23 protein-coding genes are annotated in these 19,899 nt (G+C 67.9%); 8 read left to right on the top strand and 15 right to left on the bottom strand.

The window, feature by feature from the left end; genetic code table 11:
- Positions 1-3: 3 nt before the first annotated feature.
- The gene (locus ACOGW9_RS01415) at positions 4-537 is read left to right on the top strand and encodes a hypothetical protein (protein ID WP_419907676.1); all 534 of its coding nucleotides are present in this window, start codon (positions 4-6) and stop codon (positions 535-537) included.
- A gap of 7 nt (positions 538-544) precedes the next feature.
- Here the strand turns inward: ACOGW9_RS01415 and ACOGW9_RS01420 are convergent, their stop codons facing one another.
- On the bottom strand, positions 545-1,114 hold the full coding sequence (locus ACOGW9_RS01420; protein ID WP_419907678.1) for a hypothetical protein: 570 nt from the start codon (positions 1,112-1,114) through the stop codon (positions 545-547).
- 39 nt (positions 1,115-1,153) lie between these two features.
- Here ACOGW9_RS01420 and ACOGW9_RS01425 point away from each other — a divergent pair, with 39 nt between their 5' ends.
- From ACOGW9_RS01425 to ACOGW9_RS01440, 4 genes are all read left to right on the top strand, one after another.
- Complete coding sequence (locus tag ACOGW9_RS01425; protein WP_419907680.1) at positions 1,154-1,906, top strand: hypothetical protein; 753 nt, start codon at positions 1,154-1,156, stop codon at positions 1,904-1,906.
- Positions 1,907-1,914: 8 nt separating this feature from the next.
- A complete protein-coding gene (locus ACOGW9_RS01430; protein WP_419907682.1) occupies positions 1,915-2,472 on the top strand; it encodes a hypothetical protein in 558 nt (185 codons plus the stop codon).
- A complete protein-coding gene (locus tag ACOGW9_RS01435; protein WP_419907684.1) occupies positions 2,469-2,954 on the top strand; it encodes a prepilin peptidase in 486 nt (161 codons plus the stop codon). Before ACOGW9_RS01430 ends, ACOGW9_RS01435 begins: the two co-directional genes overlap by 4 nt.
- A gap of 109 nt (positions 2,955-3,063) precedes the next feature.
- On the top strand, positions 3,064-3,597 hold the full coding sequence (locus ACOGW9_RS01440) for a hypothetical protein (RefSeq protein ID WP_419907686.1): 534 nt from the start codon (positions 3,064-3,066) through the stop codon (positions 3,595-3,597).
- Positions 3,598-3,678: 81 nt separating this feature from the next.
- On the opposite strand, the gene ACOGW9_RS01445 is transcribed toward ACOGW9_RS01440, so the two are convergent.
- The 5 genes from ACOGW9_RS01445 to ACOGW9_RS01465 all read right to left on the bottom strand — a co-directional run bounded on the left by ACOGW9_RS01445 (position 3,679) and on the right by ACOGW9_RS01465 (position 7,904).
- Positions 3,679-4,092 carry a hypothetical protein gene (locus tag ACOGW9_RS01445; protein WP_419907688.1) on the bottom strand — a complete coding sequence of 138 codons (414 nt, stop codon included), beginning with the start codon at positions 4,090-4,092 and terminating at the stop codon, positions 3,679-3,681.
- A gap of 62 nt (positions 4,093-4,154) precedes the next feature.
- Positions 4,155-5,453, bottom strand: coding sequence for a bifunctional 3,4-dihydroxy-2-butanone-4-phosphate synthase/GTP cyclohydrolase II (locus ACOGW9_RS01450; RefSeq protein ID WP_419907690.1), 1,299 nt, complete (start codon positions 5,451-5,453; stop codon positions 4,155-4,157).
- The gene (locus tag ACOGW9_RS01455) at positions 5,446-6,066 is read right to left on the bottom strand and encodes a riboflavin synthase (protein ID WP_419907692.1); all 621 of its coding nucleotides are present in this window, start codon (positions 6,064-6,066) and stop codon (positions 5,446-5,448) included. The genes ACOGW9_RS01450 and ACOGW9_RS01455 overlap by 8 nt, the downstream gene beginning before the upstream one ends.
- 171 nt (positions 6,067-6,237) lie before the next feature.
- Positions 6,238-7,371: a bifunctional diaminohydroxyphosphoribosylaminopyrimidine deaminase/5-amino-6-(5-phosphoribosylamino)uracil reductase RibD gene (gene ribD / locus ACOGW9_RS01460; protein ID WP_419907694.1), complete on the bottom strand. Its 1,134-nt coding sequence runs from the start codon at positions 7,369-7,371 to the stop codon at positions 6,238-6,240.
- Positions 7,371-7,904, bottom strand: coding sequence for a MogA/MoaB family molybdenum cofactor biosynthesis protein (locus ACOGW9_RS01465; RefSeq protein WP_419853885.1), 534 nt, complete (start codon positions 7,902-7,904; stop codon positions 7,371-7,373). Before ACOGW9_RS01465 ends, ribD begins: the two co-directional genes overlap by 1 nt.
- 102 nt (positions 7,905-8,006) lie before the next feature.
- Here ACOGW9_RS01465 and ACOGW9_RS01470 point away from each other — a divergent pair, with 102 nt between their 5' ends.
- Positions 8,007-9,170 carry an amidohydrolase family protein gene (locus tag ACOGW9_RS01470; protein ID WP_419907697.1) on the top strand — a complete coding sequence of 388 codons (1,164 nt, stop codon included), beginning with the start codon at positions 8,007-8,009 and terminating at the stop codon, positions 9,168-9,170.
- A 31-nt stretch (positions 9,171-9,201) separates the two neighbouring features.
- Complete coding sequence (locus ACOGW9_RS01475; protein WP_419907699.1) at positions 9,202-9,618, top strand: hypothetical protein; 417 nt, start codon at positions 9,202-9,204, stop codon at positions 9,616-9,618.
- A gap of 17 nt (positions 9,619-9,635) precedes the next feature.
- Here the strand turns inward: ACOGW9_RS01475 and ACOGW9_RS01480 are convergent, their stop codons facing one another.
- The 9 genes from ACOGW9_RS01480 to ACOGW9_RS01520 all read right to left on the bottom strand — a co-directional run bounded on the left by ACOGW9_RS01480 (position 9,636) and on the right by ACOGW9_RS01520 (position 17,843).
- Positions 9,636-10,574, bottom strand: coding sequence for a fibronectin type III domain-containing protein (locus ACOGW9_RS01480; protein WP_419907701.1), 939 nt, complete (start codon positions 10,572-10,574; stop codon positions 9,636-9,638).
- 256 nt (positions 10,575-10,830) lie between these two features.
- The gene (locus ACOGW9_RS01485; RefSeq protein ID WP_419907703.1) at positions 10,831-12,249 is read right to left on the bottom strand and encodes a hypothetical protein; all 1,419 of its coding nucleotides are present in this window, start codon (positions 12,247-12,249) and stop codon (positions 10,831-10,833) included.
- A 228-nt stretch (positions 12,250-12,477) separates the two neighbouring features.
- Complete coding sequence (locus ACOGW9_RS01490) at positions 12,478-12,786, bottom strand: type II toxin-antitoxin system PemK/MazF family toxin (protein ID WP_419853890.1); 309 nt, start codon at positions 12,784-12,786, stop codon at positions 12,478-12,480.
- A complete protein-coding gene (locus tag ACOGW9_RS01495) occupies positions 12,783-13,031 on the bottom strand; it encodes a ribbon-helix-helix domain-containing protein (protein ID WP_419853891.1) in 249 nt (82 codons plus the stop codon). The genes ACOGW9_RS01490 and ACOGW9_RS01495 overlap by 4 nt, the downstream gene beginning before the upstream one ends.
- Positions 13,032-13,474: 443 nt before the next feature.
- A complete protein-coding gene (locus tag ACOGW9_RS01500) occupies positions 13,475-14,746 on the bottom strand; it encodes an ATP-binding protein (protein ID WP_419853892.1) in 1,272 nt (423 codons plus the stop codon).
- Positions 14,747-14,990: 244 nt separating this feature from the next.
- Positions 14,991-15,209: a helix-turn-helix transcriptional regulator gene (locus ACOGW9_RS01505; protein WP_419853893.1), complete on the bottom strand. Its 219-nt coding sequence runs from the start codon at positions 15,207-15,209 to the stop codon at positions 14,991-14,993.
- 14 nt (positions 15,210-15,223) lie between these two features.
- Positions 15,224-16,471 carry a HipA domain-containing protein gene (locus ACOGW9_RS01510; protein ID WP_419853894.1) on the bottom strand — a complete coding sequence of 416 codons (1,248 nt, stop codon included), beginning with the start codon at positions 16,469-16,471 and terminating at the stop codon, positions 15,224-15,226.
- Positions 16,464-16,718, bottom strand: a complete 255-nt coding sequence (locus ACOGW9_RS01515) for a helix-turn-helix domain-containing protein (protein ID WP_419853895.1) — start codon at positions 16,716-16,718, stop codon at positions 16,464-16,466. Before ACOGW9_RS01515 ends, ACOGW9_RS01510 begins: the two co-directional genes overlap by 8 nt.
- A gap of 264 nt (positions 16,719-16,982) precedes the next feature.
- Positions 16,983-17,843: a fibronectin type III domain-containing protein gene (locus ACOGW9_RS01520; RefSeq protein WP_419853896.1), complete on the bottom strand. Its 861-nt coding sequence runs from the start codon at positions 17,841-17,843 to the stop codon at positions 16,983-16,985.
- A gap of 377 nt (positions 17,844-18,220) precedes the next feature.
- Here ACOGW9_RS01520 and ACOGW9_RS01525 point away from each other — a divergent pair, with 377 nt between their 5' ends.
- Positions 18,221-19,498 carry an ATP-binding protein gene (locus tag ACOGW9_RS01525; RefSeq protein WP_419853897.1) on the top strand — a complete coding sequence of 426 codons (1,278 nt, stop codon included), beginning with the start codon at positions 18,221-18,223 and terminating at the stop codon, positions 19,496-19,498.
- Positions 19,499-19,899: the final 401 nt, after the last annotated feature.

The raw sequence follows: 19,899 nt of genomic DNA on the forward strand, positions 1-19,899 counted from the left end.
ACGATGCCGCGCCACGACCTCGCCGGGCTCGCGACCCTCGAATGGCTGCTCGTCATCGCCGCCGCCGGCGGCTTCGCCGCCGCGATGACGGTCGCCTTCCAGCACCTCCTCGACGAAAGCGCCCGCACCCCCGTCGACGCCGGCGGACGCCTCATCGACGCCGGCATCGACGCTGCCCGCATCTCCGACGAAGCGACCGCCCCGCAGATCGTCGCCGAGACCTCCGCCGACGACACCGCGCTGGCCGACGCACGAGCAGCCCTGGCGACGCTCGAGCGCCACTGCGAAGACCTCCCATCGGCCTACCCCGACACGCTCGCCGCAGCCAGCTGGACCTGGAACACGGTCCCCATCGTCATCGCTCCCCCGCCGCCGACCACGGCGCCCACCACCGAGCCGACACCCACGACGGCACCCGACCCAACAGCCCCGACCACCGTGACGCTCGCGCCTGGCCCCACGACCACGCTCGTTCCCGGCGATGCGCCGCAGACCAGCGGACGCTGGGTGTGCCAGATCAGCCGCCCGCCCCGATGAACGCCGATCAGCACTCAGGCAGGCCGGCGGGCACCACAGGCAGCCCGCCGCTGAGATCGGCCGCGTCCTGTGCACCGGGGGCGTTCGCATCAGGCAGCGGAGACAGCACCGCCGGCCCGGCTGCTGCCGCGTGCACCCGGTCGAGCCTGCCGGGCCACAGGGCGCTGAAGGGGCCGACCACCTCGCCCGACACCTCCACCCGCACCCATCCCGGAGCACCCGGACCGGGCCGCAGGCCCGCGTCGGCGCCGCTGTGGCACCAATCGCTGCTGACCGTCACCGCTTCGGGAGTCCACCAACGCCACCCGTCGGGGCTCGCCCCTGCCGCGTGCGCCGCGGCGTCGTTCGCAGCCGCCGACATCGACGACACACCAGGATGCGGATCGGCACCGGCGTACACGCTGCCGTCGTCTGCATGCGCCAGCCCTGCGTCGCCGACCGCGGCCCACGCCGCACGCAAGCCCGCGGACGCCGCGGCCTCGGCCTGCGCCCGGGCGCCCGTCACCAAGAACGCGTGCGCCGCGAGGATCAGCAGCAGCACGATGATCCCGGGCCACAGGATCAGCAACGGCAGCACCTCGCCACGCTCCTCGCGCCCGACAGCAGCAGGCCGCTCGTGAGCGCCCGTGCCCGGCCGTCGGCTGAGCCGCCGCCGCCGCGCAGCGACGAGACCGGCGGCGCCGTGACCTTGCTGGTGATCCTGATGGCGCCCGTCTTCGTGCTCGCAGCCGTGACCGCCGCCGCTGTGCCGCAAAGGATCGCAGCGCAGGCCTCCGCAGACAGCGCAGCCGCCAATCTCGCCTCGCTCGCAGCCGGGTGGCGCGACGCCCAAGGCCGCGACCACGGCGGCATCAGCTGGTTCCCGCCCGAGTGCGGCCCTGCCCCCGGCCGCGCCGCGGACGGGGCCGCCGACGCGCTCGACGCAGACCTGCAGCGCGCCTGCGAGACCCTCGCGCGGTCGCTGCTCGCCGGCCTGGGCGCCCGCGGCTTCGACGAATCCGCCATCGCGGGCTTCTACAGCAGCGCCTACACGGCATCGGCCGCCTCGACGGCGCTCAGCGACACTCATCGGGCCAGTCTGCCCTGCCGCGCAGGCGGCCGAGCCGTGATCGCCGACGCCGCCCATGTCGCCCTCGCAGCCGACTGGGGCACCCGCGACTGGGCCACAGCCCGCGTGTGGCCGGACGGCATCACCATCCGCAGCGAAGCAATCGGGCGCATCACGCTGCCAGCGGGCGACGACAGCGCCGAGCCGCCCGACTGCGGCGCACTGTTCGACACGGTGCAGCACGAAGGACTGCCGCGGCTCGGCGACGAAGCGCTGTCGTTCGCCGAAACGCTCCCCACACGCACGGCGTTCGGCAACTAGGGGCGCCCATGCGATGCACAGCACGCGACGAACGCGGATCCACCGCCTCGCTCGAGCTGATGGCGCTCACGCCGATGCTCGCGCTGGGGGTGCTGTTCATTTTGTGGGCAGGCCAGGGCGCCCGCGCCGAACTCGTCGCCAGCCTCGCCGCGCAGGAAGCAGCCGTCGCCGCTGCAGTGTGCTGCGCCGACAGCCGCGCGACCCATCCCGGCGGCTTCGACCACGCCCAGCGACGCGAACTCACCGCAGAAGCAGTGCTGGGCACCCGGCCGGGGCTGGACCTCCTCTGCGCGAACGGACCGCGGCCCGCCCCCGGCACCGCCGGGTTCGTCACCGAAGCCCATGTCGACCTCGAGCAAGCCCGCTCGGCTGCCGAGCACGCCCAGCGGGTCCTCGTCGTGACCACCCACGTCACCTGCGAAGCCGACGGCGCCGTCGCCCCCATACGCGGCCTGTTCGCGAGCAGCACAGTGCACGGGCACGGCGCCCACGTCATCGTCCGCGCCGGCACGCGGGCGCCGGTCGAGAACACACCCGGCGACCTCGGCGAGAGCGAGCAGCAATGAGCGCCGCTGCGGGCGTCTGGGCCTCCGTGGGCACGTGGGCGCTGCTCGGCGCGCACGCGTCATGGACCGATCTGCGCCACGCTGTCATCAGCCGGCGGGCCTGCTGGGCCGCGGGCATCGCCATCGCTGCGCTGCTGGGCGCTTCGGCGCTCGCGCTCAGCGACCCCCGCCGCTGCCTCTCCACGTTCGCCGGCGCCTTCGCCGTCGGCGCGCTCACCGAGGTCGTCTACCGCACCCGGCCCGGCGCGATCGGCTACGGAGACATCCGCCTCATCATCGTCAACAGCCTCCTGCTCAGCTGGTGGGGACCGGCGTGGCCATGGTGGGGCCTCGCCGCCGGCACCGCCGCCGCGGTGCCCCAAGCACTCGCCGCCACGCTGCGCCGCGGACGCGGCACCGCAGTGCGCTGCGCACCCGCGCTCACTTTCGGCGCCGGGCTCGTCCTCACCGCCCGCCTCAGCGCCGTCGGACCGCTCCCATGACCCGCGTCCGCGGCCAGCGAGCAGCGCGCCCGCCCGAGCAACCCACCGACCTGTCCGTCCCCCCACCAACCCACATCACAGCCGACCCACACAGCAAAGGAACACTCACATGAGCACATACACGACAACCCAGCCGACCGCCCATCCGGAGGACTCCCCGACCGCACCCGACCAGGCCACGGATCCGTCGCGTCGTGCCGGGCGCCGCAGCCGCAGGAACAAAGCCGGCCTCACCACGCTGGAATGGCTGCTCATCGTGGCTGCCGTCGCCGGACTCGCCGCGCTGGCGGTCGTGCTCGTCCAGAACGTCGTCGACGACACCGCCGAACAGCTCGGCGGCGCCAGCGCACGCGCCACCGCAGCCAACGTCGCCGCCGACACAGTCATCCGCGAAGCACGCACGGCCGATGTCAACGACGCCCGCTTCAACACATGGCAGAGATGGGAGCTGTACTTCACCGCCCGCTGCGAACGCCTCGAAATCCTCTACAGCGACACCAACCTCGATGTCGACGCCACCTTCAAACGACCCGCCAACAAGAACCCTGGGGATGCCACAGACGCAGCCGCCCTCACCAGCGCCGACAAGAAGGACCCGGGCACCAACAAGCCCCAAGCAAAATGCGAGCGCAAGAGTTCCTGACGCTCTGACCCGGCACGCTGAACCCGCACATCGTCGGCACCGCGCCGCCGATGCCGGCCCAGGGGCGCCTGCCGATGACGTTCACTCGGTCTGGCGCATCGCCGACCCCTCGGAACCGGCGGGCGCCGCCGGGAGGGAGCCGAAACGCTCCCGTTCCCCACGCACGTTGCGCAGGCTGCACACCGGCAGCTTGTGTACCTCGTACCAGCCGCCCCCGGAGTCGAGCACACCCGGCTTCCAGAACGGCAGCGCCTCAGTGTCCGCATACGTGATCCCGAGACGGGCGCAGCGCTCCCCGTAGCGCCGGTTCAGCGAATCGGCCTCGAACTGACTGGTCGGATGGTGCGCCCGCCACTCCCGCGTCAACGAATCCGCATGGATCCGAGCCGCCCGGAAACGCGCACTGAAACTCCCCGCATCCACACCCACATCACGCACCACCGACCCCACCGCAACCACCGCAGAAGCCGTGAACGCCGCCACAGCAGCCGTCAACAACAGCCACCCCAACGTCGACAGACCGCTGCTGGACCGCCGGGTAGCGACGAGGTTGGGCATCAGTCGGCGAGCGGGGGCGCCTCTTCGAGATCGGTGTCGGCTTCGGCCGCGCCTTCGACCTCGTCTTCCATGAGGTGGCCGAGGCGCATCTTCTTGGTGCGCAGGTAGGCCCGGTTGAAGGGATTCGCATTCGACGACGTCGGCACTCGCTCGACCACTTCGAGCCCGTAGCCAGACAGCCCGCCGATCTTGTTGGGGTTGTTGGTCATCAGGCGCATCCGCTGCACGCCGAGTTCGGCGAGTATCTGCGCCCCGATGCCGTATTCCCGGCTGTCGACCGGCAAGCCCAGCTCCAGGTTGGCGTCGACCGTGTCGCGGCCGCGGTCCTGCAGTGAGTACGCAGCGATCTTGTGGCCGATGCCGATGCCGCGGCCCTCGTGGCCCCGCAGGTAGACGAGCACGCCGGCACCTGCTTCGGCGATGGCCTCTAGGGCACCGTGCAGCTGCGAGCCGCAGTCGCAGCGCATCGACGCCAATATGTCGCCGGTCAGGCATTCACTGTGCACGCGCACCAGCACAGGCTCTGCGCCCATCACAGATCCGTACGTCAGCGCCAGGTGCTCGGTGTCGTCGAAGTCGCGGAAGACGTGTCCGGTGAACTCGCCGTAGATGGTGGGGATGCTCGCCGACGAGATCGGGTCGACCAGGCGTTCGTTGACGCGCCGGTAACGGATGAGGTCGGCAATCGAGATGAGCAGCAGGTCGTGCTTCTCGCAGAATTCGATCAGGTCGGGCACGCGGGCCATGGTCCCGTCGTCGTTGACCACCTCGCAGAGCACGCCCGCCGGGTGGCAGCCGGCCAGCCGGGCCAGATCCACGGCCGCCTCGGTATGGCCTGCGCGCTTGAGCACACCGCCGGGCCGGTAGCGCAGCGGCAGCACGTGGCCAGGACGGTTGAAGTCGTTCGCGCTCGACTTGGGGTCGGCAAGCAGGTTGAGCGTGAGTGAGCGGTCCGCCGCCGAGATCCCGGTCGTGGTGCCGTCGGCGGCATCCACCGTGACGGTGTAGGCCGTGCGCATGGACTCGGTGTTGACCGTCACCATGAGCGGTAGCGCCAGGTCGTCGAGGCGCTCCCCCATCAGGGGGGCGCAGATGACACCCGACGTGTAGCGCACGAAGAACGCCATCGCCTCAGGTGTGGCGTGCTCGGCCGCCATGATGAGGTCGCCCTCGTTCTCGCGGTCCTCGTCATCAACGACCACCACGATCTCGCCACGCCCGATGGCGTCGACTGCATCGGGGATCGCTGCGAACGGCGAGGCAGCCCGCGCGTCGTCTGTCGCGGGACGGTCAGTCATGGCGGACTCGCACATCGTCGGTCACAGCACCATTCTGCCCCAGCAGACGCTCGACGTAACGGGCCAGCACATCGACCTCCAAGTTGACGGGGTCGCCGGGCCGCGCGGTGCCCATGGTGGTCATGGCCATGGTGTGCGGGATGAGCGCAACTGAGAACTCGCAGCCGCCCTCGTCGTCGTCGGTGATGTCGAAACAGGTCAGGCTGATGCCGTTGAGGGTCACCGAGCCCTTTTCCACCAGGTAGCGGCGCAGGCCGCCCTCGGGCGGAACGGCGACGCGCAGGTCAGGGGCGGGATGGGTGATGGTCGCCACCCCGTCGACGTGACCCTGCACAAGGTGCCCGCCGAGCCGGTCGGCGTAGCGCATGCAGCGCTCGAGATTCACGGGGTCGCCCTCGGACAGCAAACCCAGTGCTGTTCGCTTCTCGGTCTCGGCGCTGACGTCGGCCTCCCACCAGCCGTCCCCCATCTCGACGACGGTCAGGCAGCACCCGTTCACTGAAATGGAATCGTCGATGGCGGCGTCGGACAGCACCAAGGCGGCGTTGAACCGGTAGCGCTCGCCGTTACGGCCAGCGAAGCTGCCGAGTTCTTCGACGAGACCTGTGTACATCGCCCTTCCTTCCAGGAGAGACGGATTGTCCGGTCTGTTCGTCACAGGCCGGTATCGAACGGTACCGGGGGAAGCCTGCTGGTGCGTCCGCCGGCGCTCGCCGGGCCAACAGGCCGAACCGAATGGCGAAGCTGTAGCGCCGGCGAGATCGCGCTCGATTTACCCCGCGCGTCAGGGGTTGTTCGGCGCGGCCGGGTACATGGTGATGCGCAGGTCGCCGCCGACGGTGCGGACATCGGCGATGTCGCCGCGCCAGAACTCGGCAATCGTCGGCGCTCCTGGTCCCGCCAGAGTCGGCAGCCCGTCGTCGCCTCCAGCGAGCGCCGGTGCCAGATACACGACGTACTCATCGACCAATCCACCTCGGTGCAGCTCTCCCGCGACGTTGGCGCCGCCTTCCACCAGCAGCTCCACGACGCCGTCGTCGGCCAGCCTGGGCACCACCGACCGGAGCGCTCCGCTGACTTCGATGCACGGCTGCACCTTGGCTTCCGCCGGTGCCATGCCGAGCACGAAGCGGCGCGGATCGAGCTGATCAGCGGCCGTGCGTGCGAACGGCACATCGGCTGGCTCGTCACGTGCCTCGCGCATGTCCAGCAGGGGGCGGTGAGGATCGGTGGGCGGCAGCTCACGCACGGTGAGCGACGGGTCATCGGCACGCACGGTGCCTGCTCCCACCAGCACGGCGTCGCAGCGAGCTCGCAGCGCGTGAGCATCGGCACGCGCTTCAGGCGAGGTGATCCACTGCGAGGTGCCGTCGGGCGCTGCTGTGCGGCCGTCGAGGGTGGCGGCAAGCTTCAGCACCACCCACGGACGACCTGTCTGGCGCTGGTGCAGGTAGGAGCGCAGCGAGAGCAAGACGGCTTCGACGGCAACCCCCACGTCGACCTCGATGCCCGCGGCCCGAAGCGCGTCAACTCCGCTGCCAGCCACATGGGGATCGGGGTCGGTCACTCCGACCACGACCCGGCTGATGCTCGCGGCGATGATCGCGTCGATGCACGGCGCCGTGCGGCCGGTGTGCGAACAAGGCTCCAGCGTGGTGTACAGCGCCGCGCCGGCCGGATCCGCTCCGGCGCTGCGCGCTGCGTCGAGCGCCACGATCTCGGCATGGCGGCCCGGCGGCGGTTCGGTGGCACCCTCGTAGATCTCGTCGTCGACAGTGACCAGCACCGCGCCCACCCAAGGATTCGGGGCAGTGGTGCCCCGCACGCGCTCCCCCAGTTGCGTGGCACGGTGCATGTGGGCGATGTCAGCAGTGGAATCCGCCGGTGCGCCGGTTGGAGCCGGATGCTCGGCGGGCATCAGTGCAGCCGTTCGCCTGCCAGCAGGGCCAGAGCGTGGGGCAGCACATCGGCCACGGCTTCGAAGCACTCCACGCATCCCTTGGTGGAGCCGGGCGTGTTCAGCACGATCGTGCTGCCGATGATGCCTGCGACGCCTCGAGACAGCCTGCCCAATGGATTCACCAGTCGCATGGCCTCGGCCAAGCCGGGTGCTTCGCGCTCGATTACGGCGCGGGTGCCCTCGGGTGTGAGATCTCGTTCGGTGAAGCCGGTGCCGCCGGTCGACACGATCAGCCCCTCGAATCCGGCCGACATCTCGGTCAGCGCCTCAGCAACGGTGTCGACGCCGTCGGCGACGACACGACGTTCGACGACCTCGTATCCGGCCGCTGCCAGCGTTTCACCAAGTGCTTCGCCGCTGCGATCCTCGCGGGTGCCCGCCACGACACCATCCGAGACCGTCAGCACCTTCGCCGCGAGCGGATGATCGGCCTCTGATGCGTGAGGCTGTTGGTGGTGCTGATGCCGGTGCGCCCCGTGATCGGTGGCCATCGCGGCAGGCTACCGACGGCCATTTGAGCGTGACGCTGGCGACAGAGCGAAGCAGCCTCTCCATTCAGCGACTCCCATCGGCTTCCTCACTAGCCTGCGGCCATGGCCTACGCGAGCGACCGCACTTATCTCGATGCTGACAGCCACCTCATGGAGCTGCCGGATTTCCTGCAGTCACATGCTGAGGCGGACATGCGCAGCCGCCTCCCACAGATCGAATTCTCCAGCGCAGGCGAATCGGTGAACAACTTCGAGGCAGCGGGCGGCAGCCGCTCGCATACGCCCGAGACCGTGGCCGATCTCGTGGCCCTCGGCGACGATCTGATCCGGGGACCGAAGGGGTACCAGGCGCTGGGAGCGTTCAACGCGGCCGAGCGCACCACTGCACTTGACCTGCTGGGCTTCGACCGGCAGTTCGTGTTCGCCACCTTCAGCGCCGGTGTGGTGTTCGACCCCAAGCTCGACCTCGATGTGCGCTACGGGGCAGCCCGTGCGCACAACCGTGGCATGGCCGAGTTCTGCGCCGACGACGATCGCATGATCGGCGTGGCACTGCTGCCGCTCGACGATCCGCAGATGGCGATCGACGAGATGTCGTTCGCGCTCGAAGCGGGGCTCGGCGCCATGTGGGTGCCGCACCGGCCTGCGGGGGGCCGCTCGCCGGGTCACAACGACCTCGACCCGGTCTGGGCGCGCATGGCCGAAGCCGGCGTGCCGTTCCTGCTGCACGTCGGCGGCAACCCGCTCCAGATAGCACCGGAGTGGATGAACACCGGCCGACCGACACCGACCGACTGGCTGGGCGGCGGCGAGAACGTGCGCGGCAAGGACATGGTGGCGCTCCACCATGCGGCCGAGACGTTCGTGGGCGTGATGGTGCTCGACGGCGTGCTGAGCCGGCATCCGAACCTGCGGGGCGGGGTCGTCGAGCTTGGCGCAGCCTGGGTGCCCCAGATGCTGCGCCGGCTGGACGTGACCGTCGAGACCTGGAAGCGCTCTGAGCCCGAGCTGGCCGCGTTCAGCGAACGGCCGTCGGAGCAGATCACCCGGCAGATGGCCTTTACGCCCTACCCCATCGAAGACGTCGGCGCCATGATCCGCGAATCCAACGAGCACCTGTACATGTTCTCGAGCGACTACCCCCACATCGAGGGAGGTCGGAACCCGCTGGGCCGCTTCAACGCATCGCTCGAAGGCTTTGAGGGCGGGGTGCTCGACCGGTTCTTCGCCGACAACATGGCGGAACTGATCGGCGAACGATCCTGAGCATCCCAGACGAGAGCAGCGAGGCCACCCGATGAGCGAAGTTCGCACTGTCATGTTCGATCTCGACACTGTCCGTGTCGTGCTGCACGTGCTGGCGGTGACGGTGTGGATCGGCGGCCAGATCGTGGTCGGAGCCGTCGTGCCCGTGGTGGGGCGGGCGTTCCCGGGCTCCGGCAAGGTCGCGGCGAAGGCCTTCTCACGGGTGGCGTGGCCCGCATTCGGCATTGCGGTCGTTACCGGCCTGTGGGGCATGCTGGCCATTCCCAGCGAAGAGACGAGCACGGGCTGGTCGATGTTGCTCGGCATCAAGATGCTGCTCGTGCTCATCTCCGGCATCGGCGCGCTGGTGCATCAGAATGCCGGCGACAACGTGGCCAAACGGGGCGCAGCAGCCGGCGTGTCGCTGCTGTGCGGCCTGACCGCGCTGCTGTTCGGCGTGATGCTCTAGCGCCAGCCCTTCGCAGACTAGGCAGGCTTATGTATCTCGAGAGTGCTAAGGAATTGGAATGCTGAGTTGGCGGAGAGGCTCGTCCACACGGCATAGCGCCCGTGAACGTTCGCATCGTTGAACGGCAGCGGGTCGTGGAAGTCGGTGAGACTCGCCGTCCAGTCCGTGGTATCGGGCCAGTCGCCGCTCAGCACAATCGTGAACAGAACGGGTTGGGTGAGAGCACCCGACGGCAGGTGGTCGGCCGTCACGGCATATATCCCAGTGATCTTGAGCGGGCTGTGTCCGCTCAACACCGGATCGCCCCCGACCGCAGTAGAGCACTGCGTCGCTCCTGAGCAACCACGCGCATAGCCGAGATCGGACCAGGTCACGGACGCGTCGACAACCTCGACAGTTGAAGCGCCGCCTTGGTATGCCAGCTCATTGTTCTGGGGCTGGGGGCGTTGCCAGATGAGCTCGGCCTTGTCGCCTTTGCCTGCGGCGTTCTTGGCGCGTACCGACAGACGGTAGATGTCGCAGCGGCGCAGCTTGTTGAACGTCACCGATGTCGTGTCGGCGCTGACCCTCTTGGTGCGCTTCTTGCCGCCGCAGTCGGGATCGGCCGTCACGATGTAACCGGCGGGCGCGCTGCCCGACGCGAGGGCTTGCCAGCTGACAGCGACCGCGTCCCGGCCGCCTCTTGCGCGCTCAGACCGGTCGGCGCGCCCGGCGGGAGCTCCGCCGGCTCCTGAGCGCCAGCAGACCCAGGCAGCGCCAGCTTGGACGCCCCGGGCGGGTCGGGCACGGCAGCCTGTGCCGCAGCAGGCGAGGCCAACGGCACGAACACCGCGGCCATGGCGACCACGAGAGCGACCAGCGCAGACTGCGCTCGTGCTCGCACCGAAACGAACTGTGTTGAAAGCATGGGTACCGCCGATCTGGTGGTAGGGGGTTGTCGCTGAGACGGTAACCATGCGTGTTCAGGCCAAATATTCAGAATTCATTGGTTTTTCCTTCATTTATGCGAAAAAAGACGCAAGTTCTCCCGATGAATCGTGCTCGGGTTCGACATGCGCCCGCAGGAAATCCGGCAGCTCCATGAGGCGGCTGTCGGCATCGAGACAGGTCCGGTTGCGCGCGTAGGCCAGAGGCGCAGGCTGGTGAGGCGCCTCGTGCGGCCCCGAGACCGCTCAGCTCATGCTCGGCAGCCCGCTGCGATGGCCGGCGATGTCAGTTGCAGTCGGCGGGGCGCAGGACGCAGATGGCCACGTGCTGGTATTCCTCGATGTCGATCTCGCCTTCGGCCAGTTTGCGGGCGGCCTTGACGAGCTCGCTGCGGTCGATGACCCCGCTGTTGTCGGCGTCGTAGGTCGAGCGGGTGCCCGAGGGGATCCCCGGGTCGGCCCCGCCCACCGTGGCGCCCACCGCCGGAGGAACCCCGGCGGGCGCGGCGGGCGCGGGCTGGTCGCTCGCGGCGATGTCGATCCGCAGCGCCGCGACCTGATACGCGACGGCGCCGGAGTCGGGCACGGCCTCGTTGCGGACCGCACCGATGTCGGGCGTGATGTAGATGATCTCCGCGCCCTCCGCGTCGCTGTCGTCGACGACGGTGAGCGTCACGCTGCCCGAGCGCTGCCCCGCCGCAATCGCGACCGCAGGCGACGACAGCGTGTAGTCGCCGGCGCCGGCCGTGCCCTCCACGACCAAAGGAATGCTCACCGCGGACTCCACGGCGACGCGCAGGCGGGCGGTGACCGTCACCGTGGCCCCTTCTGTCACCGACGTGCGGCTCGCGCTCAACAGCCGCAGCGGCGTCGCCGCGGGCCCGCCGGGGGGATCCTTCGGCGCGCCCTGCGCCTGCGCCGACCACGGGCTTGCGCCCGACGCGCTCAACGCCCGCACCTGCCCGTAGTACTCACGGCGAAGGGCATACTCCGCGTCGAGGATCGCGCGCGGGGTCGTCCCCACCCGCACGGTCACCCAGCCCGTGAGCGGATCACCCGCCACGGCAGCCGCGGCGTTGGGGGCATGCACCTCCTTGTAGCGCACCTCATAGCCCGTCACCCGCGCCGTCGACATGGTGTCGGGCGCCGTCCACGCCGCAGCGATCGTGTCAGCCCGGGGGCCGGGAGCCAGGCTCAGCCCCGTCGGCGCTGCGGGCGGCTTGGGTATCAGGCGCAATGTGACCGCCGAGCCGGCGGTCAGCGAAAACGAACCGACGCTGGCGCACACGAATCGCTCGTGTTTGGTGGAGTGGCGTTGACAGGAACCCAGCGGCAGGGTTTGACTGCCATCGGTCAACACGTAATTCTGTAGCTGCGTCACCGGGGCGACCGGGTCAATATCGAGTCGCACGTCGGGGGTGGGGCTACCGCCGTCGTAGACGATATACATCAGTTTCGTGATGGTGTAGGTGGTGCCGTCGATCACGAAGTCGTCGTCGCTCAGCCTGTTCGTCGTGCTTGCCGTCGTGGAGCAATCTTCATTGCCGGCTGCGTTCGAGCAACCGACCACGGCCAAGCTGGTGCCGCGCCACTCGTTCGGTGTCATCGTCGCCTGCCAGAGGGGCGACTCCAACGCCGCCTCGGCGGGCCGGGCGTCGTGGACCAACAGCACGCCGACAATAGCCAAGACCCCGAACGCAGCCACCGCGGCTATGCGCCGGCGGATCACGCCGACACTCCGGGAAGGGCTAGCCCCCCCCCCCCCCGGCAATAGGCCTTCCCAGAAGCTTCATTGCAATCTCCGATTTCTTCGAGAACTCTCGTGAGCCGACCGCGAACACTTGCAGCCAGCCCACCGGTCGCCACAAGCTACCGGACACCCGCCGCCGCACGGCACATGCCCGACACAGCAGGCGCAGCTAGCCCTTGCGGGTCAGCAGTCCGCCATGGCGCCGAGCGCGGCGCAGACTTCTGGGCGGCGGTGGGGCAAAGCGCTGATGCGCTCCGTCAAGTGTGACTTGAGCACCACTCGAAGATTGTCGAACGAGGCTGCGCTGGGTTGGGGGAGACCGTCATCTGCGTCGAGCGCTACCTCGGTCGGGATGCCCCGGACGGTGCGCGTGATCGGGGCGACGACCAGCTTGTTGAGCACTCCGATCGCCTCGTTGCGGGTGACGATGAGCACCGGCCGAACCTCGTTCTCGCTCTCCGCCCACCAGACGTCGCACTGAGCAGGCGTCACCAGGGTTCCTCGGCGATCATCGTCCGGGTGCTGCGCGCCGCCCATTCCAGTTCGTCGTCGGTCTCGGGTATTCGGCGGTACGCGTCGACGATGGCCTCGCCGATTTGGCGCCGCCGCCGCCGATCGAGCATCTCCTCGAGCGCTCGCCGCACCGCATCGGAACGAGACCGTGCGTCGCCGCTCGCTACGAGCTCGTCAAGCTGAGCGAGCAGGCTGTCGTCGATCCGTGCTACCAATTGCGTCATATATTGAGTCTAACGAATCGCATTACACAGTGCATTACTTTCGGGCTGCTAGCTGCATCGATTCCCTCACCGCCCGACGGGGAGATGCACCAACCGACTCCTGCCACAAGCCAGCGCTCACCCGCCCTGGCGAACCGCTCGCTGCAACACCGCCATGCAGCATCGGCGGGCCGCTCCCCGTGGGTCGAGGAACAGCCCGGCGCAGCCACAGCCAGCTGCTCAAAGGCCGCTACGCCTACACCACCCCCGCAGACCACGAAACCGGCTGCTACCGTCAACACGTCACAGCCAAGACGGCTGCGACTCAACAAAAAAGTCTCTACCAAACCCGGCGTGATTCAAGCCGGCAAGACCCCAGTGCGCCTCGGCATCGGACCGTCGGGGTGTTCAGCGACAGTGCAGAGGGTCTCCGAGGGTTCCTTCGGCTCAGGCTTCGCCGGCGGTCATGGGGCGAGCGCGGTTATCGGGACCACGGTGGTGCCGTCGGGGCGGTCGTAGCCGTAGCCGGCGGCGGTGATGATGAGCAGCTTGGACGGCTCCCCGACACGTTCGGTGTCGACCTTGTTCTTGAGCCGCAGCAGGGACCCGGCGGCCTCTTCGATCCACTCTTGGCCGCCGAGCTTGACTTCGACGGCAATCCATCGCCGGTCCCGGGTCTCGATGATGGCGTCAGCCTCCAGATCGTGGCTGTCGCGGTAGTGGTACACGGCGGCATCGCTGCCCTGGCCGTAGATGCGCAGATCGCGTACCACCAAAGACTCGAACAGGAACCCGAGCGTCGCCAGCTCCTTGAGCAACCGGTCGGGCGTGGCGCCAACGGCCGCCGCTGCCAGCGACGGATCGACGAAGTGCCGCTTGGCTGACTTCCTCAACCTCGCCTTCGATCGCAGGTGAACGGACCAGTGACGCACGTCCTCGACGACGAACAGTCGCTCCAGTGCCCTCACATACGCAGAGACGGTTTCTCGGTCTACGCCCGTCTCGCCATCGATGTCTCTTGCCAAGGTCGCGAATGCTGCGGTCGTGGCCACATTGCGCCCCAAGGACTCCAGCAGCCGTCGCACTCTGATGGGGTCGCGGGCCACTCCGTCGACTGCGGCGATGTCGGTCCGGCAGATCTCGTCGAGGTAATCATTCAGGAACATCTGGCTGGTTCGCACGGATTCGCCCCGCAGCCGAGGCCATCCGCCGCGGCAGACGGCATCGACGATGTCCTCCAAAGACGCATCCGGCCGAGCTACTGCAACCGATTCGCCGGCAAACAGGCTTCGGAGCGACACCTCGCCGGTGGACTCGCCCGTCTCCAGCAGCGACATGGGGCGCAGCCGCACTCGCGAGATGCGGCCCGCGCCAGAGTGCCTGGTCGCATCATCGGGGGGGCTCGCGGACCCGGTCAGAATGAACCTTCCGTTGCCGCGCCCTTCGTCGCTGGCGTGGCGCACCTGGTTCCAGACCTCGGGGGCGAGTTGCCATTCGTCGAGCAGGCGAGGCTCTTCGCCTCGAAGGATTCGTCCCGGTGCGACCGATACCGAGGTGCGGGCATCGATGTCCTGGTCGAACAGCACTTCGCTGCGGGCGAAGTGGCGGGCAAGCCACGTCTTGCCGCAGCCTCTGGGTCCTTCGATCACGACCGTCGGCATGTACGACAGTGCTTCGCCGACCGCGCGCTCAGCGATACGCGTTCGGTAGCCGACTGGTGTGAGTGTGCCGTCCATTTTGCAAGGAAGCATATTTCAATGCCTTGAAATTGACAGGACACCGCAGATTATCAGAATCTCAACCCGCACTTTGCCAATCAATTGGGCCGCAGATTGCGGGAATCTCAACCCACAGTTCAAGGATGCATCGGCCTTCGGTGCCACATCTGACGAAGCTCGCGGCAAACTTCGACAGGTTCACCTCGGCACGGTCGGGCCGCGGCCGGGCGGCAATCACGAGTACATGATCAAAGGCACCCGCCTACTGCGGGGAACGGAGGTCGAGCTGTGCGACCATTTCCAGCCCCAGCTCCTCCAATGCGATCAGCGCGGTGTTCATCGCTGTGCCATGGCGGCCCTGCTCAAGCCGGATCACCCACTGCCGTGTGGCGCCGATCCGGTCGGCGAGCTGCTGTTGGGTCATCGCCGCCGCACGCCGTTGTCGGCGTACCAGCGCACCGACGCCCGCGGCCGATGCCACCTGGTGGCTGCTGTTCACAGCACCGACCTCCGATCGCCCCGCACGACGCTCTCACAGAGGCGGTGAGCGGTCTCAGATGCCCATTCGGGACACTGCGCCGCTGCGTCTGTGAATGCATCGGGCAGCGCTTCGGCCATGCCCCAGAGCGCGTCGGCGGTGATGTCTATCCCGAGCCGTGCGGCAGTTCGCTCCCACTCCTGCGATGTGGTGGGAGTCGGCCCGTCGAAGCGCATTGCTGGGGGCCTCGGCTCGCCGTCGGCGCCCACGTACGGGGTCAGCGAGTTCAAGTCGTAGAGGGGGGCCAGCCGAGGGCGTGGCCCGTCGAACAGCAGGCCGTAGTTCTTGGAGTGGCCGTCGGTGTTGCCGATCAGCCAGTTGTAGAACACCGACAGAAAGAACTGGCGCGCCCCGTCGCGGCTTGTCTCGTGCTCCAGCATGTCAATAATGGCCTCGGGGGTGGGACCGCCATCTTCTTGGTACTTCAGATCTGAAGCGATCCCCAGCGCCTGACACAGATCCTCAAAATGGGAGCGACGCACCTCGTCTCGGTGTGCCGCCCGGTCAAAGCGCTCCGCTACCAGGCATATCTCGTCTTCGAACGCTTCCAGCGATGTGCGTGCCGCGTCCAGTCCCAACGCCGAAGCCGCTGCCTGGCACAGATGCTCGTTCACCGCGATCGAGTCCCGCAGCGCCGGGTTGAGATGCCCGCGCTGCGGCTTCACAATGTGGGTGGTAGCAAGCGAGCCGGTGGGCAGATGCCACCCGTCGTCGCTGTACCTCAACGCCATCTTGGGCTGAGCGCCCGGCAGAGACAGCCGAAGTTCGCCCATCCCTGCTGCCGGGTCGCCTTCGGCGTCTCGCGAAATGAGACGCAAGAGCGACGCCAGATCGGCGTCGGTGAGCTGTGCCAAGGTTTCCATCTGCGGGTCAGGCAGGTCCGGTTGCGGATAGAACTGCACCGCCCCGGCGCACTCGAGTCCCGCTTGGGTGCACAGCAGGTCAAACGGTGCTGTCGACGCTGCACCCAGCTCCCGCGCCCACCGCGTTCGCGTTCGCGGATTCTCCGGCAGCAGTCCGTCTATCCAGTCGGAGACGTCGTACCTCTCTCGCGGGTCAATCGGCAGCGACAGCGACAGCGGCGTAGCAGCCGGGCTGAGGTGGGCTTCGTAATGGAGATGCACGGCCCCGCGCCGCAATTGCACGAGGCTTCCGACTGCCTCGCCGTACAAGAACACATAGAGATCTCGTGTCGCTCTAGCCATGCTCAACCGTTCCTCGATGGGCTTCGGCTGGTCGCACAGCGATGCCGGCGCCGAGTGCGGACAAGGCGGCCATCACATCGCCCAGAGACGCTTCGCAGCGCCCGCTTTCGAACTTGGAGACCCACTGCTGGGATCGTCCCACGGCCTCTGCCAACTGGGCCTGGTTCCAGCCACGGTGCCGGCGCAGATAGCGCACGCAACGGCGAACGCTCCCGGGCGTAGAGAGAACGACAACCTCGTATGTCATACAAAATAGTATAACAAATTTACGCTTCTCGTTGACAATTTGCTCGTTGCGCTGGTGCGTCAGAATGCCGGCGACAACGTGGCCAAGCGGGGTGCCGGGGCGGGTATGTCGCTGCTGTGCGGCCTAGCCGCGCTGCTGTTCGGCGTGATGCTCTAGCGCCTGCGCTCACCCACCCTGGCGAACAGCTCGCTGCAACGCCGCCCGACAGCAACGCCGGGCCGCTCCCCGTGGATCGCCGAACAGCCCGGCGAAGCCGTCAGCGTTCTAGAAGCAGTAGACGTCGTGGGTACCGTCGCCGTTGCCCGAGACGATGCAGTGGCCGACGGGATTCGGGTTCTCGGGGGTTTTGGGGACCAAGTGCGCGGGGACGACGATTGTGTAGGTCCCCGCAAACTGTTCGTCTTGGCAGGGTTGGCCGCTGCGCTGGGTGTTGTCTTGCTGGGGCTGGGCCTCAGGCTGATCGGGTTCGACTTCCGGGATCGCAGGTTTCGCGGGTTCCTCGATCTCCTCGACCTCCAACTGCTGCGGCTGGGCCTCCGGCTCCTCGACTTCCTCGACCTCCAACTGCTGCGGCCGCGGCTGCTCGACTTCCTCGATCTGCTGCGGCTGCTGCGGCTGCGCTTCTGGCTCCTCGTACGCCTCGACCTCGAACTGCTGCTGTGCTGGCTGCGGCTCTCGGACTTCCTCGACCTCAAACTGCGGCTGCGGCTGCGGCTGCGGCTGCGGCGGCTGCGGCTGGTGGGGCTGTGCTTGCGGCTGGGGCCGCTGCCATGTCGTCGTCAGCTTGCCGCTCGTGCCTGCGCTGTTGCGGGCGCGGACCCACACCGTGTAGGTGTCGCAGTGCTTGACCTCGCGGAACGTCGCCGTCAGCGTGTCTGCGGGGACGGTCTCGCGCATGGGCTGGCCGCAGTCGGGCTTCACCTTGACGTTGTAGCGAGTCGGGGTGCTGCCGGTCGCGGCTGTCTGCCAACTCACGGTGAGGCTGTCCCCGGCCGCGTCCACCTGCAGCCCGGTAGGCGGCGCGGGCGGCAGCTCAACCGGTTGCTGAGCACCGACTGACGCAGGCGCCAGCAACAGCAACAGCGCCGCCACCGCAGCCACTGCGGCTATGCGTCGGCGAATCACGCCGACACAACGGGAAGGGCTAGCCTGCCCCCCCCCCCCCGGCAATAGGCCTTCCCAGAAGCTTCATTACGATCTCCGATTTGTTCGTGAACTCTCGTGGGCCGCCCGCTAACGCACGCAGCCGGCCCACCGGTCGCCACAAGCTACAAGACGCACACGGCCGCGCGGCACATCCCAAACGCAGCTATTCCTTCGACGGCCAGCAGGGCGAGCCGGCCCTCGCAATGCAAGCAGCTGAATGTCTGCATCGAAGCCCGCTCGCCCTTGCCGGCTCGGATGCCTGGTCCCCAAACAGTGTATCCGACACTCCCTTTTTGATGCATTGTGCTGGCCATAAATGATGTATCAGTTTGTCTTCGTTGAGTACAATCGATCTTGTGACCGACACCGGGCTCGATGCTCCGACGACGGGATACGTCCGGCGCGTCGTCGATGCAGAGATCGAGTCGGCGCTGCGCGCACTGCCTGCTGTCGTACTTGACGGCCCTCGCGCATGCGGCAAGACCTCGACAGGACGTGAGCACGCTCGCAGCGAGGTCCTCTTCGCTGGGAATGCGGGGGCTCGAATTGCGGCCGACGTGGATCCGGTGGGGCTGCTCACCGGCCCAGAGCCACGTCTGCTCGACGAGTGGCAGCTCGCACCCGAGATCTGGAATCAGATGCGGGCCGCGGCCGACGACGGTCGGCGACCTGGGCGCTTCATCTTGACCGGTTCCGCAGTTCCGGCCGACGACGTCACCCGCCACACTGGGGCCGGTCGCATCAAGCGGGTTCGCATGCGCCCGATGTCGCTGTTCGAGACGGGATTGTCGACTGGAGAAGTCGGCCTCAACAGCCTTTTTGAGAGCCCAGTCGGGTATGTCGAGCAATCACCGGTCAACTTGGCAGATTTGGTGGAGACAGCGTGCCGGGGAGGATGGCCGGCGAGCATCGGCCTCGACGTCGTGGCTGCGCAGGCATACGCGACGTCCTATCTCGACGAAGTCTGCCGTGCCGACATCCCGCAGCTCGGCGCATCCCGCAGCCCGGTCCGTCTCAGGCGCCTGCTGCGGTCCTTGGCGCGCAACACCGCCAGTGAGGTCTCCCAGCGCACGCTCGCGACCGATGTCGGCGGCGAGATGCCGCTCGACCCGCGGACCGTGGCGGCATACCTCGACGCGCTCGCTCGCGTGTATGTCACCGAGGACCTTCCGGCGTGGTCCACAGCCTTGCGCTCAAGGGCAAGTCTGCGACAGACACCGAAGCGTCACTTGGCCGACCCATCGCTTGCCGCAGCGGCCCTCGATGCCGGCCCGGCGCAACTGCTCGGCGATCTCGAGACTTTCGGTTTGCTGTTCGAATCGCTCGTGATTCGGGATCTTCGGGTCTATGCGCAGGCGTTCGGTGGTCAGCTTGCGCACTACCGCGACAGCAACGGTCTTGAGGTGGACGCAATTGTCGAACGGCGAGACGGATCGTGGCTGGCCATCGAGATCAAGCTGGGAGGAGAGTCCGCAATTGCGCACGCGGCGCGGACCTTGCTCAAGCTGCGTAACACGGTAGATACGGCCTCTGCAGGATCACCGGATGCACTCGCCGTCATCACCGCGGTCGGAAACGGCTACCGGCGACGCGACGGCGTCGCGGTCATACCCGTCACCGCCCTCGGCCCCTAGCTGCATCGATTCCCTCACCGCGCGACGGCGAGATGCATCAACCGTCTCATGGCGCGAGTCTCGCGCGAACGCGACAACGCCGGGCCGCTCCCCGTGGATCGAGGAACAGCCCGGCGAAGCCGTCAGCGTTCTATTGGGGACGGCAGTTGTAGAACCGCCAGAGCGAGACTTGCTTGCCTGTCTGTGGATGATAAACGCGACCGCCTTCACCGGCGTCCACGCAGATGGGGTCGGGTGGGTAGTTGGGGTACCACTTGATCGCTTGAGTCCGTGAGCCAGCGCGTACCGAGGCATCGTACAGTCGCCTGTATTCCTCAGACCCGAAACACGGGGTGCGGTACCAGCCTCCGGTGTTGCTGCTTGAGGCACGAAAGTGGGTGTGTCGATTGAGCACAATCGCA

Origin of the sequence: Candidatus Poriferisodalis sp., assembly GCF_965203655.1 — a bacterium.
In the GTDB taxonomy this organism is placed as follows: Bacteria; Actinomycetota; Acidimicrobiia; order Acidimicrobiales; family Poriferisodalaceae; genus Poriferisodalis.